Source organism: Variovorax sp. OK605 (assembly GCF_900115445.1).
Lineage (GTDB): Bacteria > Pseudomonadota > Gammaproteobacteria > Burkholderiales > Burkholderiaceae_C > Variovorax.
In genome coordinates this window covers 289,778-306,448 of the sequence record NZ_FOWL01000003.1, presented here as the reverse complement: position 1 = coordinate 306,448, position 16,671 = coordinate 289,778, and the positions used below count along the sequence as shown (strand labels likewise).

The 16,671-nt window shown below is 63.3% G+C and carries 16 protein-coding genes; 6 read left to right on the top strand and 10 right to left on the bottom strand.

Annotated elements, in window-relative coordinates; all coding sequences use genetic code 11:
* Positions 1-122 precede the first annotated feature (122 nt).
* From BM013_RS09610 to BM013_RS09595, 4 genes are all read left to right on the top strand, one after another.
* A complete protein-coding gene (locus BM013_RS09610; RefSeq protein WP_093125856.1) occupies positions 123-584 on the top strand; it encodes a hypothetical protein in 462 nt (153 codons plus the stop codon).
* Positions 581-1,492, top strand: coding sequence for a DUF2145 domain-containing protein (locus BM013_RS09605; protein ID WP_371279795.1), 912 nt, complete (start codon positions 581-583; stop codon positions 1,490-1,492). The genes BM013_RS09610 and BM013_RS09605 overlap by 4 nt, the downstream gene beginning before the upstream one ends.
* 21 nt (positions 1,493-1,513) lie before the next feature.
* Positions 1,514-2,002 (top strand): MlaD family protein, encoded by a 489-nt coding sequence (locus BM013_RS09600; protein WP_093125853.1) that lies wholly within the window; start codon positions 1,514-1,516, stop codon positions 2,000-2,002.
* Between the two features lie 151 nt (positions 2,003-2,153).
* A complete protein-coding gene (locus tag BM013_RS09595) occupies positions 2,154-2,906 on the top strand; it encodes a response regulator transcription factor (protein ID WP_177225446.1) in 753 nt (250 codons plus the stop codon).
* Positions 2,907-3,018: 112 nt separating this feature from the next.
* On the opposite strand, the gene BM013_RS09590 is transcribed toward BM013_RS09595, so the two are convergent.
* The 6 genes from BM013_RS09590 to BM013_RS09565 all read right to left on the bottom strand — a co-directional run bounded on the left by BM013_RS09590 (position 3,019) and on the right by BM013_RS09565 (position 12,044).
* Complete coding sequence (locus BM013_RS09590) at positions 3,019-4,413, bottom strand: ATP-binding protein (protein ID WP_093125848.1); 1,395 nt, start codon at positions 4,411-4,413, stop codon at positions 3,019-3,021.
* The gene (locus BM013_RS09585) at positions 4,410-5,078 is read right to left on the bottom strand and encodes a response regulator transcription factor (RefSeq protein WP_093125846.1); all 669 of its coding nucleotides are present in this window, start codon (positions 5,076-5,078) and stop codon (positions 4,410-4,412) included. The genes BM013_RS09590 and BM013_RS09585 overlap by 4 nt, the downstream gene beginning before the upstream one ends.
* A 152-nt stretch (positions 5,079-5,230) precedes the next feature.
* Entirely contained in the window at positions 5,231-8,275 is a 3,045-nt protein-coding gene (locus tag BM013_RS09580) for an efflux RND transporter permease subunit (protein ID WP_093125843.1), read from the bottom strand.
* Between the two features lie 3 nt (positions 8,276-8,278).
* The gene (locus BM013_RS09575; protein WP_256221440.1) at positions 8,279-9,502 is read right to left on the bottom strand and encodes an efflux RND transporter periplasmic adaptor subunit; all 1,224 of its coding nucleotides are present in this window, start codon (positions 9,500-9,502) and stop codon (positions 8,279-8,281) included.
* Entirely contained in the window at positions 9,499-11,007 is a 1,509-nt protein-coding gene (locus BM013_RS09570; RefSeq protein ID WP_256221439.1) for an efflux transporter outer membrane subunit, read from the bottom strand. The genes BM013_RS09575 and BM013_RS09570 overlap by 4 nt, the downstream gene beginning before the upstream one ends.
* 131 nt (positions 11,008-11,138) lie before the next feature.
* Positions 11,139-12,044, bottom strand: coding sequence for a LysR family transcriptional regulator (locus tag BM013_RS09565; protein WP_093125839.1), 906 nt, complete (start codon positions 12,042-12,044; stop codon positions 11,139-11,141).
* 147 nt (positions 12,045-12,191) lie between these two features.
* On the opposite strand from BM013_RS09565, the gene BM013_RS09560 reads away from it, so the two are divergent.
* Positions 12,192-12,395: a tautomerase family protein gene (locus BM013_RS09560; protein ID WP_093056050.1), complete on the top strand. Its 204-nt coding sequence runs from the start codon at positions 12,192-12,194 to the stop codon at positions 12,393-12,395.
* Between the two features lie 16 nt (positions 12,396-12,411).
* Complete coding sequence (locus BM013_RS09555; protein WP_093125835.1) at positions 12,412-13,410, top strand: alpha/beta fold hydrolase; 999 nt, start codon at positions 12,412-12,414, stop codon at positions 13,408-13,410.
* A gap of 48 nt (positions 13,411-13,458) precedes the next feature.
* Here BM013_RS09555 and maiA read toward each other — a convergent pair whose 3' ends face one another.
* From maiA to BM013_RS09535, 4 genes are all read right to left on the bottom strand, one after another.
* Positions 13,459-14,097: a maleylacetoacetate isomerase gene (maiA, locus tag BM013_RS09550; RefSeq protein ID WP_093125833.1), complete on the bottom strand. Its 639-nt coding sequence runs from the start codon at positions 14,095-14,097 to the stop codon at positions 13,459-13,461.
* A gap of 79 nt (positions 14,098-14,176) precedes the next feature.
* The gene (locus BM013_RS09545; protein WP_021005375.1) at positions 14,177-14,890 is read right to left on the bottom strand and encodes an ABC transporter ATP-binding protein; all 714 of its coding nucleotides are present in this window, start codon (positions 14,888-14,890) and stop codon (positions 14,177-14,179) included.
* Positions 14,887-15,645: an ABC transporter ATP-binding protein gene (locus tag BM013_RS09540; RefSeq protein ID WP_021005376.1), complete on the bottom strand. Its 759-nt coding sequence runs from the start codon at positions 15,643-15,645 to the stop codon at positions 14,887-14,889. The genes BM013_RS09545 and BM013_RS09540 overlap by 4 nt, the downstream gene beginning before the upstream one ends.
* The gene (locus BM013_RS09535; RefSeq protein ID WP_093125830.1) at positions 15,642-16,670 is read right to left on the bottom strand and encodes a branched-chain amino acid ABC transporter permease; all 1,029 of its coding nucleotides are present in this window, start codon (positions 16,668-16,670) and stop codon (positions 15,642-15,644) included. The genes BM013_RS09540 and BM013_RS09535 overlap by 4 nt, the downstream gene beginning before the upstream one ends.
* Position 16,671 lies beyond the last annotated feature (1 nt).

Genomic DNA, 16,671 nt, shown 5'->3' with positions numbered 1-16,671 from the left:
CAGCGCTTCAGATTGCAGGGCCTGCAAAGAGCTTCGGTGCGCCTTCACGCGAGCCCGTCGGTTCAGGCCCGGCATCTTCCACGCGAAATGACTTCCTCCCTCACACCCAGCCGGAGCATTCCATGACCTTCCTTCATTTTTTCCGCCTTGCAGGCATCGCAGCCATACTCGCCGCAGCCTTCAACGCCCACGCCGGCAGCTTCGCTGCGTCCGTAGCCTCCAGTGCCGGCTCCGCATCCAGCAACAGCGTGTCCGCGTCGCTGCGCGGTTCCAGCAAGAGTTCGTTCGACGGCGACAAGGTGGCCGAAGGCGACTACCGCATCACGGAGATCGCGCGGGCCGGCGACCGCGAGGGCTTCACGCGCGTCGCAATGCAGAGCGACGGCGACGCGCAGCGGCGCATCGTGCTCGAACTGCCGCAAGCCACTTTCGCGAAGGAACGCCTGGGCCTCGGTGACCTTGTGCACGCACAGCAGCGCACCTACGGCACCGCCTTCGCACGTGGCGATACGCGCGAGGCGTTCTACCTCGTGCTCACCGACGACTGGTACGGGGGCCTCGCCGCGCGCGCCGTGAGTCTTTGATCGTGGCTCGCAAGTTGGCGGCGCTGCTGGGCCTCGCGGCCATCCTCGCCTTCGCAGGGGGTACTGCACACGCAGCATCCTCGCAGTTCTGCGATCGCACGAAACCGCTCACCGCAAGCCAGCAGGATCGCCTGCTGCGCTTCACCGCCGTCGTGCAGGAAGCGCTTTCAGCCACAGGCAGCGACGCCGTGCTGATCAGCCGCTCCGGGCTCGACCTCTCGCGCTTCCGCATCCGCTACTCCCACGCCGCCATCGCCTGGAAAGCCGCGGACGGCACCTGGTCCGCGCGGCAGCTGTACTACGCCTGCGACGAAGGGCAACCGCGCCTCTACGACCAGGGCCTGGCCGGCTTCGTCATGGGCATCGACGACTCCGCGCTGGGCTATGTCTCCATCGTGGCCCTGCCCTCCGAAGCGGCACAGGCGCTGCGCAGCGCGGCGCTCGACACGCCGCGCGCCATGCATCTGCTGGCCGCACGCTACAGCGCCAATGCCTATCCGTTCAGCCTGCGCTACCAGAACTGCAACCAGTGGGTCATGGAACTGCTCGCCGTGGCGTGGGGCGATCTGCCCGACGGAGACAATCTGCGCGAGCGCGCCCAGCAATGGTTGCGCGAGGCACCCTACAAGCCCGAGCCGGTCGATGTCGGCTCGCATGCGCTCGTCTTCGCGTCGAACTTCGTGCCGCTGCTGCACCTGGACGACCACCCGCAGGACGACATCTATGCGCTGAAGCTGCACGTCAGCCTGCCCTCGACCGTGGAAGCCTTCGTGCGTGAGCAACGCCCCGCAAGCGAGCGCATCGAGCTGTGCCACGACAGCAGGCAGGTCGTGGTGCATCGCGGCTGGGAACCTGTTGCCGACAGGTGCGCTCCGAGCGAGAGCGATCATGTTGTATCGCTCGACTAGCGCGTAGGTAACGGGAACACGATGATCTGGCTTGTCCCTTTGATCTCCGCACCTGTCGGCGTCGCACTGATCGCTCGGGTCATGCTCGGCCGAGGCTCCAGGATCGAGGAGAGCTTCAGAACGACCGAAGGATCGGATGCCGGTGGCACGCAGTTCCTGCTGCATGTCGAGGACGCCGGTTTGCTCGACGTGGGCTCACCGGTGCTCTTCCAACGCATCAAGGTCGGCCAAGTCGCCGCCCGTGAGCCCGACGGTGACGGCCGCGGCGCGTTAATGAGGATCTTCGTGAACGCGCCCTATGACAATTTCGAGGGTGCCAACACACGCTTCTGGCACACGAGCGGGTTCGACGTGCAGCTCATCTCAAGCGGTGCGACGCTGAGCACGCCATCGTTCTCATCCACCCTGCTCTGGGGCATCGCTTTTAGTGCGCCGGAGGACGTCAGCGGTCCGGCAGTCAGGGATAACACAAGCTTCGCGCGGCTCCTGCGACCGGATGACAGCAAGTGAAATTTCCATCCAGCTTTGCAGTCGCCCATGCCGCGGTGCTCGTGATGGTGGTCGGCGTCTTTCTGATGGACGGTTGCGCGCACAGACAACCCGACATGTCCCCGAATGCGCCGGCTGCGCTGGCTTCGACACCGGCAAAGGGTTCCAACCCATGAATGTCCTGCTTCTCAGATCCGGAAACGGAACGCGCGACGAACTTGGCGGCGTGCTCGGAAGATGTGGTCTGGCTGTCGACGTGATCGACTCCCGCGATGCCGACGCGTGGCTTTTCGCAAGCAAGCCGTACGCACTGATTCTTCTCGACGCCGCACAGCCGGCCGCCGCGCACGTAGCGATACGTTCCGTTCGGCGCAACAGCAGTGCCCCGCTGCTGGTGCTGACGCAACGAGACCAGGTGGCCGACCGTCTTGAAGGACTGGCGCAGGGCGCGACCGAGTACCTGATCAAGCCTTGTGCGCCCGCCGATCTGGTGGCGCGCGCCTGGGCGCTTGCATCCGCCGGTCATGGTCCGGAGGCGGCCGTGCTGCGGCTGGCGGACCTGGCCATCGATCGCGCGAGCGGCAAGGCGTTTCGTCAAGGCCTGGATCTCGGCCTCAGTGCCACGCTGTTCGAGCTTCTGGATGCGCTGATGGCACGCAGAGGCCAGGTGCTGTCGCGCGGGGAGCTGATCAAGGCCGCGTGGGGATCGAGCACCGGCGAGCGGGACAACATGGTCACAGTCGGCATCCTCAGGCTTCGCCAGAAACTGGACGATCCGTTCGACCTGAAGCTGCTCCACACCGTGCGCGGCCAGGGGTATGTGCTGAAGCTGTGCAACGAACATCAGGGATTCAAGCTCCGGATGACTTCGATTTGCAGACAAGACTGCATCGCCCCAGCGTCCAGGTCCGCGGCAACGCGTTGACCTTGATCGTCGCATTGCCAATTTGAGTGTCTGGCGGCCCTTCTGGTCTGGAGGTGACAGATTTCCTCTTCCAGAGACGGCCTTCACCATTCCTCGGCCGGCGGCTACAAAATCAAGATAGGGCTTCTGCCGAACGGAAAACGATCCGAATGCAGAAACCTCGCCCTTCCAATCCATCCCCGGTCTCGATCGTTGCTTGGTGCAGGTGGGCAATCCCGGCCACGAGCGACAACCCGATACCGCTGCCGCGCACGGAAGTACCTTCGACTCGATAGAAGCGTTCGAAGATCGCCTGTCGTTCCGACAGCGGAACGCCAGGACCGTCGTCCGCCACTTCCAGATAGACCCGTTGTCTAACCTTCTGCCCGTCTTCCTGTGTGGCGCCAGGCTCATGCCCGCAACTGACGCGGATGCGTCCTCCCTTCGCGGTGTACCGCAGCGCGTTGTCGATCAGGTTGCGCAGCAGGATTCCCATCTCGTCGATATTGCAGAGGATGATGCAATTGCTGCGAATATCGAGTTGGATCGCACGCTCCTGCTGAAAGGCATGGGTGTCGAAATCTCGCGCCACGAGCAGAGTGAGATCGCTCAAGTTTGCAAGCGCGTGCTGTGGGGCGTTGGCGCTCGAATTCAGTCGAGCCAGGTCGAGCAGTTGTTCGGACAGTCGAGTACTTCTCTGCGCGACCAGAAGCAGTTTGGTCAGCGCCACGTCTTTGTCGACCAATGTGGTGGCACGCAGTGCGATCTGGGCTTGTGCTTGCAGCGTGGAAAGGGGGGTTCGCAACTCGTGCGCGGCATCACCGATGAAGCGGCGCTCGCCTTCGATCGAATCGGAGACCTGTTCCAACAGATGATTGAACGAAGCAATCAACGGATGCAGCTCGCGCGGCAGCGTGGAAGAGGTCAGCGGTGTGAGGTCGAACTTGCGCCGGCTTCGCATGGCGGCTTCCAGCGCCACAACGGGCTTGAGCGAACTGCGAACAACGAACCACATCAGTGTGCCTACGATCAGCAAGAGAATCGAGCTGAGTACCAAGCCAACCAATGCTTCGTGCTGCATTTCGGCATCCACCACGCTGTGGAGATTGCCGACCTGCACGCAGATTCGGCCCTCTGAATCCGAAACCGAATAGACGCGCCAGCGCCTTCCCTCGATCACTGTGGTGGCAATGCCATCCTCGAAGTCAGGCCGCAGCGGGGATGCCGGTGCGCCGGGCGTGCGAACGGACAACCGTTTGCGGTCAATCCAGACCTGAAAAACGAGCTGCTCGCTCTCGGCCAATGCGGGATCGCGCAGTTGCAATCCGGGCCCTGTCGCCACCATGTCTTTGCCAGCCGGAATTGTCAGCAGGATGCGCGTGGCGATGGTCTTGAGCTTGTCGTCCCAGATGCTGGCCTTGTTGTGCGAGAGATACGCGAAAAGCGTCGCGAACGCTGCGATCCAGCACAGGGCGATGGTCGCGCCCAGCACCAGGATCATCCGTGCATAGAGCGACTTCGACTTCACGGCGGAGCCTGGTCGACGACATAGCCGTGGCCATGGACGGTGCGGATCAGGTCGTCGCCGAGCTTGCGGCGCAACTGGTGAATGAATACGGCGATGGTGTTGCTCTCGACGACACTGGCCGTTCCGTAGACCACATCCTGCAGCTGATCGCGCGTGACGACATGGCCGGGGCGTTCGAGCAGGGCGAGCAGGGTGCGGTACTCGTGCGCGCTCAGCAGCACATCGACACCGGCCTTGGTGACCACACGGCGACTGCGGTCGACCGTGACGTCGCCACGGGTGAAAACGGGTATCACGCGACCCTGGCTGCGGCGAATGACCGAGCGAACGCGCGCCCACAACTCGTCGAACTGGAAAGGCTTGACGAGGTAGTCGTCGGCGCCCGCGTCGAGGCCGTGGATGCGCTCGCTCAACTGATCGCGCGCCGTTAGAATCAGGACCGGTGTCGGGTCGTAGCGGCTTCGCATCGAACGCAGCACGGTCAGGCCCGACTCCCCACCCGGAAGGCCCAGGTCCAGCAGCACGGCGGCATAGGTATGGTCGATCAGCGCGATCCGGGCGGCGGATGCATTGCCGACGCGATCGATGGACCAGCCGCTCTGGCGTGCGCCATCGCACACGGCTTCACCCAGCATGTCGTCGTCTTCTACGAGGAGCAGGTGCATGGAGAGGAACTTCTTCTGGCCAAGTGGGACATCTTGAATGATGACCGTGGAATATTAGGATTTTTTTAAGGTGCGTGGTGGCTGTCGAGCGCTTGGTCGATTGCGGCTGTGAGTAGGGACAGTCGTCCGCTAGCTGTGAACGGCGAGATGCACTATTGCGCGACACGCGACCTGAACCAGCGCTCGAATCCGTCGACATACGTGAATACCACGGGGACCACGAGCAGGCTGAGCAATGTCGAGGTCACAAGACCACCGATCACAGCGATCGCCATTGGCTGACGAAAGCTCGCGTCCGAGCCCAACCCGAGGGCGATGGGCAGCATGCCCGCGATCATCGCTACCGTGGTCATCACGATCGGTCTCGAGCGCTTGTGGCAGGCATCTATCAACGCGTCCATAGGAAGAAGGCCACGGTCCCTTATACCGACGACCGTATGCTCCACCAGCAAGATGGAGTTCTTGGTGACGATGCCCATGAGCATCACCAGTCCGATCATCGACGGAACGTCCAGCTCACTTCGCGCCAGCAGCAGCGCCACGAACGCTCCGCCCAGCGACAGCGGAATCGCCGAAAGGATGGTGATGGGCTGCAGGAAGTCCTTGAAGAGAAGCACCAGCACACAGAACATGCACAGCACGCCGGTGAGGATCGCGAGGCCGAAACCCGAGGTCAGCTCGGCCGCCACTTCGGCATCGCCCGTATTGATCAGCGAAACACTCGCCGGCATCTGCTGCGCCGCCGGCAGCGCGCGGGCTGCCGTGAGTGCCTCGCCCAGCGGCATGCCGCCGAGGTCCGCGCTCACGGTGACGTAGCGACGCCGGTCGTAGCGGTCGATCTGCGCCGGGCCGCTTTCGACGGCCAGTTCGGCCAAGCTCGACATCGGCACGAGTCCGTTGCGCGAGGGCACCCGCAGGCTAGCGAGCGCTTCGATGTCCTGCCGCGTCGCATCGGGCACACGCACGCGGATGTCGACCTGACGGTTGTCGAGGTTGAGCTTGGCCAACTGCGCATCGAAATCGCCACTGGTGGCAATTCGGATGGTCTCGCCGATCGTGGCCGTGCTCACTCCGCGTTCGGCGGCACGTTTGAGGTCAGGCCGCACGATGACTTCGGGGCGCTCAAGGCTGGCTGTTGTGCGAATACTCGAGAGTCGACTCACGCCGCGCAAATCGCGCTCGAAGGCTTGCGCACTTGCTTTCAGCGCCTGCGCGTTGTCACTCGTGAGAATCAACGACATCTGTTCGCCTGCGCCGCCACCGCTCACGGCAAAGCGTGCACCCGGTACCGTGGCGAGTATCCTGCGCACACTCTTTTCGATCGCCATTTGCGAGGGGCGGTCTTCGCGGGCTCGCAGCACCAAGGTCAGCGCGCTCTTGCGCACATCGGAAGCCTGGCCCGCACCACCGATTTGTGCGGCTCCCACGGCGGTAAATACGCTGCGAATTCCCGGGACGTCGTGCAGCGCGCCGCGCACACGCTCCGACACTTCCACGGTGTCGCTCAGCGAACTGCCCGGCGGTAGCTCGACGTTGACTGTGGTGAAGCCGCGATCCGATGCGGGAATCAGGCCTGAGGGTATCAGCGGGATCAGCGCGATCGAGATCAGGAAGAACGCGGTGGCTGCGGCCATCGTTGTCCAGCGGTGCGTCAGGCACCACCGCACCGAGTCCAGGTAGACGCGCATGAGCTTGCCGTCTGCCTCCGGCTTTTCCGACGGTGCATGCGGCTTGAGCAGCCATGAGGCCAAGATGGGTGTCAGCAGGCGCGCCACGAGCAGTGACGCCAGCACTGCGATCACCGCAGTCCAGCCAAACTGCTGAAAGAAGAGTCCCGGTATGCCACTCATCAACGTGGTTGGCACAAAAACCACCACCAGCGTCATCGTGGTTGCGATCACCGCCAACGCGATCTCATTGACCGCGTCGCCGGTGGCCTGCAGCACGGACTTGCCCATGCGCCGGTGGCGCTCGATGTTCTCGATCTCGACGATTGCATCGTCGACCAGGATGCCGACGATCACCGCCAGAGCAAGCAGCGTCAGTGTGTTGAGCGAATAGCCGAGCCAGGACATCGCCGCGAACGCTGGCAAGATCGACAGCGGCAGGGCAGAGGCTGCCACCAGCGTGGCACGCCAGTCACGCAGGAACCACCAGACGACCAGCACCGCAAGGATCGCTCCCTCGTACAGCATCTGCATCGAGCCGCGGAACTGTTCGCGGGTGTACTCCACACTCCCCGATACCGGTGTGATGACCAGCGACGCGTCGGCCGCCTGCATGCGCTCCAGCGTTTCGGTGACGCCCTGTGCGATTCGCGTCTCATCGAAGCCTTTGGCGCGATAGACGCTGAACCCCACGACGGCCTTGCCGTCCAGCAATGCCGCCTGGTTGCGTTCGGCATTCGTATCGTGCACCGATGCCACCTGGTCCAGCCGCACCTCGCGTCCATCGACCAGGGTCACTGGCATGTCCGCCAGTTCGGCTGCCTGCCGCACTGTCGCAACCGTTCTTACCGATTGCTCGGAGAGGCCGATCTGGCCGCGCCCACCGGACGATTCCTGCTGGGTGCGCCGCAATGCCCGCGAGACGTCCGTTGTGGTCACGCCAAGCGCATTCATCTGTGCGGTATTCACTTCGACGCGGACTTCGCGCTGGACGCCACCCAGCCGGTCCATGCGTCCGACACCGGGTACCGCGAGCAGTGCTTTGCCGACCGTGTCATCGACGAACCACGAGAGTGCTTCCTCGTTCATCCGATCGGATGCGATGGCGTAGGTAAGGATCGGGCTGCCGCGTTCGGTGACGGCGCTGATGGTCGGTTGAAGCAGGTCCGTCGGCAGGTTCGAACGCACGCGATCGACCGCATCTTTCGTGTCGATCAGGGCGTCCGAAAGCTTCTTCTCCAGCGAAAACTCCACACGGAGCTGCACGTTGCCGTCGGTGATCGACGTGCGTATGTGTTTGAGTCCGGTGATGGTGGCGAGCGAGTTCTCCACCGTGCGCGCGACCTCGGTCTCGAGCTGGGCGGGAGCCGCGCCTGGCTGAGAGAGCACGATGTTCACGGTTGGCAGATCCAGGTCTGGAAGAGTCTGGATCGGGAGTTGCTGAAAACCGCGCACACCCGCAAATGTCAGGAGGGCGAACAACAGGATGGCGGGAATCGGGTTGCGCAAGGACCACGTGGCGAAGTTCATCTCTCAACCCTTTCGCGATGTCAGCGCCGCCAACGGTGCGGTGACTGATGGACTGGCGACGCGTACGGTATCGCCATCGTTGAGGAGGCCGGCGCCCTGTGCAACAACGCGATCGCCTTGCGCGAGGTTTTGCAGAATTTCGATTTCCGTGCCACGTCGACGTCCGGTCGTCACGGCCTGCGCACGCACCTTGAGCGTGGCCCCGGTCCCAATCAACCTGAAAACGAAACTGCGACCGTCGCGGATCACCACGCTCGACGCTGGCACCACCAACGCATCGCTCGGCGCCAGTGCGATGTGACCGCTGGCGTACATGCCGCCGCGTGCAGTGCTGCCAGGGGCAATGTCCGCATACACGACGCCGAGTCGCGAACGCTCGTCAAGCAGGGGCGCGATCTGACGAATGCGCGCCTGGGCGGAGCCTCCGTCGGGTAGCGCGAGCGAAATCGACTGCCCCAAGCTCACGGCGGCGATCTGCCTGGCCGTGAGCTCGCCGCGCCATTCGAGCCTGCTTTGCCGCACCAGCCGGAAGAGCTCCTGTCCGCTGCTCGCCACCGCCCCAAGGGTGGCGGAGCGCGCGCTGATTTCACCATCGTCAGGGGCGATGACATCTGCGTGGCGCAGCTGCAGTCGTTTGGAGTTCAATTGCGCGCGAGCCGAATCGACCTGCGCTCGCGCAGTCGCGGCTTGCGTGACGTACTGAAGGATCTCCTGCTCGCTGATTCCCCCACTGCCCTTGAGTTGAAGGGCGCGTTCGCGGTTCGCATCGGCCTGCGCGGCGAGACTTTCGGCTTGCGCAGCGCCGGCGAGAAGTTGTGCTTCATCCGCGCGCAGCATGGCGGCGTCGAAGCGCGCGAGGAGCTGGCCGCGTCGTACGACGTCGCCTACGCCGACATGCAGTTCTGCAATCCGCAGCCCCGAAGTCTGGGAGCCGACGACAGCTTCCTGCCATGGCGCAATCGCGCCAGTGGCATCCAGCGTGGTGGGCCATTCGGTCGTGCGCGCGAGGGCTTCCGTTACCGTCAATGCAGAGGCGGTCGGTGCCGCGGGGAGCGGCGAATGGCGTTCCCGAAGGCCCCACACGGCAAATGCGATGGACAGCACGGCGATCGTGGATGTGGCAACAACCCACACAAGGCGTCGGCCCGAACGTAGAGCAGGGCGCGGGGCATGCTTTGCGGGCTGGAGCATGACCAGTTCGGTGTTGTCGTACTCGTTCGAGTTCATGAAGAGAGAGCGGTTTCGGTGACGGCGGCATTGCCTGAAGCTCGCACGAGGCTGATCCAGGCTTGGCCGCTGTCCTGTGCGGCAGTGATTGCGCTGTCCTGCGCTGCCGCGAACTGGCGTCGTGCGTCCTCAAGCTCGAAGAGGCTCACGGCGCCAGCGCGCCAACGCGCTTCTGTGGCTTCGAGAACCAGCCGAGCGGCGACCACCGCCTCATGGGTGGTGAGACGGCGTTCATCGGACGAGGCGACCGCCGCCAAGGCGTCTTCGGTTTCCTGAGCCGCCGAGCGCACGGCGATGCGCAAGGCCGCGACTGCGCCTCGGTAGCGGGCCTCTGTCGCTGCCACGTTGGCCGCACCGCGTCCGCCGTCGAACAAACTTCCCACGAGAGCGGGACCTGCTGACCAGGCTGTGTAGTCGAGCGTGGTGCCGGCCGCGTGAAGCCATTGGCCGCTCAATGCCGCTGAAAGGTCCAGTCGCGGAAGGCGTTCTGCCCGTGCCACGCCAATCTCCGCCCAGGCAGCGGCGACTTCGCGCTCGGCACTCACCACGCTGGGATGTGCCGCAAGCACCTCGGCTGGCAAGGACAACCGCGCGCGCGGTGCGACTGGCATCACCGAGTCGATCCCAAACCGGGTGTCTCTGCCGATTGCAGCGGGAAGCGATGCTGACAACGGGACGAAAACAAGTGCGCGAACGGTGTCGAGTGGCTGTCCACTCAGTGCCACCAGTGCATTGGCACTGCGGGCGCATTCCTGCCGCCGAGCGGCAAGGCTTGTGCGTGCGGTGGCCAGTCCGCTGATTGCGCGCGCTTCTTCGATGGGTGCGACAAATCCGGTGGTGACGCGGCGACGGGTAAGTTGAAGCGTTTTCTCGCGCGAATCGATGTCTTCGGCCAGCACCATGCTGGAAAACTCGCAGGCCCGCAACGCCAGCACCTGGCTTGCGATCTGCGAAGTCAGCGAAAGGTGGGCCGCGCGGGCATCGGCATCCCGGGCGTTGAGCTTGCGCTCACTGGCCTCCACCGAGTTGCGGATGCGGCCGAAGAGGTCAAGCTCCCAACTGGGGCCGATGCTGACGGAGGTCGCCGTGGTCGTGCGTGTGCTTGCATCGCTGCTATCGGTGTTCAGGCTGCGGCTGCGCGTGCTGCCGGCGTTGACGCTCAAAGTCGGCAAGCGCTGTGCGCTGGAAACGCCCAACTGAGCCCTGGCTTCATCGACATGTGCCATGGCTTGAGCGAGGGTCGGGTTGTCGGCCAGTGCTGCGCCGGTCAGCGCGTCGATGGTGGGATCGTGCAGCTGGCGCCACCACTGGACGTTCGCGGTGGCTTCGGAGGGGTCCTCCTGCTGCATTGCGGACCAGGCTGTCGGTGCTGAGATGGCGTCGGCCGCATACGGCGGCTGCGTTGAGCAGCCAGCCATCGCGACAAGCAGTGGAATCAGGAGAGATGCCGTGAATCTCGGATTCGCGCTACGCAGCGGGTGGCGCTTCATTGCGCAGTTCAGCATGAGGTCTCCGGTCTGAAAGGCATGCGCGTGACGACATGTCTTCGCTTGCTGGAGCGGATGCTGAGCGAAGGGCTTTAATAACTCTTTAGAGAAATTAAGAATTGATTAATTCGGGAGGGACCGTCTGGGCGTCAACCCAGCCGACCTTTGGCCGCATAGGCCAGAAGTTGATCGATCACATAGCGCACACGAGGATTCAGATGTGCCTGTTGCGGCCACACGGCATGCACCTCCACTCCCACGCCCGAGTAAGCCTGCAATACAGGTCTCAGGAGGCCGGTGCTCAACGGCTCGCGCACCAGCGAGTGGGGCAACTGGACGATCCCGAGGCCACCGATGGCGGCATCCACCATGGCCTCTCCATCGCTCAGCTGGTGTGTCGCAGGCGGAGTGAAGCGCTTTTGCGTTCCGCCATCGCTCACGAACCAGACGAGGGGGGGGCCCTTCAATGAGCCAACGATGCAGCGATGCGCACGGACGTCCGCCAGGGTCCGAGGCTCTCCGCGTGCCCGCAGATACGCTGGCGAGGCACAGATCACGCGCTCTTGTGTCACCAGATGGCGCGCAACGAGTTCGGCGCTGTCTGGGAGGGTCCCGAAGCGGATCGCCAGATCGACCCCGTCATGCAGCAGGTCGCTGGTGGCGTCCGTGAACGTGAGCGTCAGGCTCAGATCCGGGTGAGGCCGCGTGATCTCGATGAGCGCGGGCAAGAGGACCCGCCGACCGAACGCGATGGGCATGTCGATGTGCAGTCGCCCACTGAGGATCTGGTTGTCGGACGAAAGGGCCGCCTGTGCCGCGGTGATCTCGTCGATTGCCGAAGTGCAGGCGGCGAGATAGGCCTCGCCGTCGGCCGTCAGCTTCGTCAGGCGGGTGGTTCGATGGAACAGTTTGAAGCCGAGCCGGTCTTCCAGGCGGGCAATGGTCTTGCCCACCGCCGACTTCGTCAGGCTCAGCCGCTCGGCGGCTTCCGTGAATGTGCTCGATCGCGCGGCCGCCACGAAGACGGACACGCCGGACAGGGGGTCACGCTGCATGGATGTATCTTTTGAGGCTACACAGAGTGGAAAAAATGGCTAATTATGGACTTCAATTCCTCATTAGCATTGACATTCCATGGCCGAAGCACCACGCCCACCAAGGGCGCTTGAGGTGCCGGCTTCAACTGTTTCAAGGAGCACTTAATGCCCGTCGTTCGTGTGAGTTGGTTTGAAGGCAAGGACCATGCGCAAAAGGAAAAGGTCGCATCGGAAATCACGGAGAGCATCGTCCGCAATACCGGGACGGACCCGAACTACATCTATGTGATCTTCGAAGACGTCAAGGCTTCCGATTGGGCTGGCGCGGGGAAGCTCTTCGGGAAGGCGCCGGAAGAAAGCGCCGGCTGATTTTCGGAGGAAGAACATGCAAAAGACGATCGCAGGCCTCGCGCTTGCCGCGGTGTGCGGCTTGCTTTCCGTCCAGGTCAGGGCCGAACCCGCGCTGGAGGTCCTGGGCCGAGACTTCGTGTTTCCCCATCGCGTCGAAGGCGTGCCGGCCAGGCTGTCCGATTTCAAGGACCTCCAGGTCAACCACTTCGTCACCAACGACGGGGTCAAACTGGCCTACTGGGAGGCAGGGCAGGGCAAGCCGTTGATCCTCGTGCCTGGATGGTCGGCCAATGGTGCCCAGTACATCAACGTCATGTATCTGCTGGCCAGGCACTACCGTGTCTACGTGCTGGACCCGCGCAACCAGGGGTTGTCGCAGCACGTTGACTACGGCACCCGGATCGCACGCTATTCGATGGACCTGAAGGAGTTCGGCGACCACCTCGGCGTGAAGTCGGCCGACTACGTGGGTCACTCGATGGGGGCGGCAGTCCTGTGGAGCTATATCGACCTGTTCGGTACTGGCGCCATGCACAAGGCGGTCTTCGTGGACGAACCCATCTCCATCTACTCGCACAGCGATTGGTCGGAAAAGGAGCGTTCGGAAGCGGGTGGGAGCACCAGTTCGCCGGAGCGGATGGTGGCCGCCTTGACTTCGGGTGGCCCGGTCAACAAGCTCATCACGGACATGAAGCCGTTCGAGCGCGCCCAGTCATTCGACTCGCCCTACTTTGCGAATTCCGAGGGCTTTGCCAGCGCAGTCATCAAGAGCGATCCACAGGCAATGGGCCGAGTGCTGTTCAACCACACGGTGAGCGACTGGCGCGACGTTGTCCGCCACAAGATCGACATACCCGTTGCGATCTTTTCGGGCGACGAAAGCAACAACCTCCCCAGCCAGCGCTGGGCGCAGTCGGTGGTCCCGAACGCTACGCTCTACAGCTACACATCAGCCGAGCAAGGCGATCACTTCCTGATGTTCAAGAACCCCGTCAAGTTCACCGGCGATCTGCAGGCCTTCCTGGCGCGTTGAGATGCAGCGGGCAGCATCGTGCTTGCGGTCCGCCTCGCTCTGCACCACTCAAGCGGCGTCGGGCTGCGCCGATGGCTCTGCGCGCTTGAACGCCTCCAGGCTTGAACAGGCGGCATCGATGGCCTGCAGCCTGGGCCAACGACCGAGTTCGACCTTGAACCTGCGAGCGCTTTCGATCTGAGGGACAAGATACGCATCGGCCAGCGTCGGACGGTCGCCGAACGAGAAGTCACCGCGGGACCCTTTGGCTGCAATCAATGCGTCGAATGCGTCGAACCCGCTGGTGATCCAGGTGCCGCACCACTGATTGATCGCTGCTTCGTCAGCGCCGAAGCGGCGGCGGAGCGTCTCCAGAATCCGACGGTTGTTGATCGGATGAACGTCGCATCCGATGATCGCGGCCAAGGTTCTGACATGTGCGCGTTCGAGCAACCCCGAGGGGAGCAGTGGAACATCCGGATAGCGTTCCTCCAGCCACTCGATGATCGCTGGCGATTGGGTGAGCCGGGTGTCACCGATGTCCAGTGTCGGCACCAACTGCTGCGGGTTGATGGCCGTGTAGGCTTCGGCGAGATGCTCCTCTTTGCGCAAGTCGACCGCGATCTGTTCATAGCTCAGACCTTTGAGATTCAGTGCAATGCGCAGGCGGTGGGAGGTGCCGCTTCGGAAAAAGTTGTAGAGCTTCATGGTGTTGGACTCCGGAAAAAGCGGGCGTCGGAAGGTTCAGGAGCAGGTCGGCTAGTTCGCACTCCCGTTCGGGGGCGTACTAAACGCCCATGTACTGATGAACGATCTCGGGCTGCCCGCGCAGTTCGGTGGAGCTACCGCTCCATACGACGCGTCCCTTCTCGATCACGAAGTGACGATCCGCGAGGTTCAAAAGCGACTTGACGTTCTTGTCGATGACTATCTGCGAGAGGCCGTCCTGCTTGAGCTCCGTGAGCGCGCGCCAGATCTCATTGCGGATCAGCGGTGCCAGGCCTTCGGTGGCTTCATCGAGCACTAGCAGGCGAGGATTCGTCATCAGTGCACGGCCAATGGCCAGCATCTGCTGTTCGCCACCGGAAAGCTGCGTTCCAAGGTTGCCGCGCCTTTCCTTGAGCCGGGGAAAGAAGGCGTAGACGCGGTCCAGATCCCATTGACGAACAACGTCCTTTTTGCTTGCACGCGCTGTGGCGACGAGGTTTTCTTCCACCGTGAGGTTGGAGAAAACCTGGCGCCCCTCGGGCACCAGGGCGAGCCCGTGCCGGGCAATGCGGTGCGAGGGCATTCGATCGACCCGGGTGCCACCGACCCAGATGTTCCCGCCCGTCACAGGCAACATGCCGAAGAGGCACTTCACCGTGGTGGAGCGACCCATGCCGTTGCGCCCGAGCAGCGTGACGACTTCGCCGGCGCCCACGTCGAAGGAAATGTCGAACAGCGCCTGCGCGTGGCCGTAGGAAGCCTTCACGCCTTTGACAGACAGAAATGTGCTCATGCTTCGGCCTCTTCTTCGCCCAGATACACAGCCCGTACCTCAGGGTGGTTGCGGATCTCGTCGGGGGTCCCGGTGAACAGGATCCTGCCGTAGACCAGGACGCTGATGCGATCGGCCAATGCGAATACCGCGTCCATGTCGTGCTCCACCAGGAGAATGGTGTACTGACGTTTGAGCCGCTGAAGCAGCGCGATCACGCCGCTGGACTCCTGCACGCTCATGCCGGCCATCGGCTCGTCGAGCAGCAGAAACTTTGGACCTGCGGCCAGGCTCATGGCGAGTTCGAGCTGCCGCTTCTCGCCGTACCCCAGATCGCCAGCGGCCACATGATGGCGGCTCCCGAGGCCGGTCGCTGCAAGGGCCTCTTCGGCCGAACGCAGAGCTCGACGATCGGCGGCCATCGGGCGCCAGAACTGGAATGCATGTCGCTTGGAGGCAAGTGCAGCAAACGTGGCGTTCTCGATCACGGTGAAATCTTCGAACACCGAAGTGATCTGGTAGGAACGCAGCAGGCCGCGCTGCGCCCTTTCCTGGATGGGAAGGCGGGACACGTCGGCGCCGTTGAACCATACGGCGCCGGAGTCTGATGCGAGTTCACCCGAGAGCTGGTTGATCAGCGTCGTCTTGCCGGCGCCATTGGGCCCGATGATCGCGTGCAGTTCGCCTTCGCCGATGTCCAGCGATACGGCATCGGTGACGAGCAGCGCGCCATAGCGCTTGGTCAGCGAATCAGTGCGAAGAACGGTTGAGGTCATGTCGTCTTCCTGGCTGTCGACGTCGCATCGATGGCTGCGTTTTCTGCAAGGGGCACGGTCGTCGATACGTTGACCGGTGCGCGCGCGTCGAAGCGTTCGAGCAGGCCGACGATGCCGCGCTTGCCCAGCAGGGCGACCAGCACGATCAGTGGGCCGAAGATCACCATCCAGTGTTCCGTCACGCCTTTCAGCGCTTCTTCCAGGCCGAGGAAGACCAGGGCACCCAGGAGTGGCCCGAAGACCGACCCGAGCCCGCCGATCACCACGATCACGATCAGCTCGCCGGACACCGACCAGGCAAGCGTGCTGGGCGATGCGAACGCATTGAGGTTGGCCAGCAACAGGCCCGCGACGCCGCACAACATGCCAGAGATAACGTAGGCCAGCAACTGGTAGCGCCTGGCCGGAATGCCTGCCGCATTCACGCGCCGCAGGTTCTGCCTAGCGCCGCGAATCACCATGCCGAACGGCGCTACGCGAAGGCGCGCCAACCACCAAAGCGACAAGACGAGAACAACGAATGCGGCGATGTAGACGTTGGTGGCCGAAGAAAGATCGAACGGCCCGAAGCGGCTGCCCATCGCGATCGACAGGCCGTCATCCCCGCCATAGGCCTTCAAGCTCACGAACAGAAAATAGCCCATCTGGGCGAAGGCCAGAGTGATCATGATGAAGGCGATGCCACTTGTGCGAAGGCTGATCGCGCCTGTGACAAGCCCCACGAGGCCACACGCGACCAGGCACACGAGCAGATGGACCCAGCCGCTGCCGATGCCGTGAAACGCCGCAAGGCCCACCGCATAGCTTCCCAGCCCCAGGAACAGCGAGTGACCGAAGCTCACCAGCCCACCGTAGCCCAGTGCGATGTTGAGCGCGCAGGCGGCAATGGCATAGATGATGATGCGTGCGAAGAAGGCGATGTAGAAGGTCTCGCCGATCGCTTGCGCGACCAGGGGGACGCTTGCAAGGAGCAGTAGGACAAGTAGCGGCACCCAGACACTGGGGCGTGAGAGGAGTAATTTCATG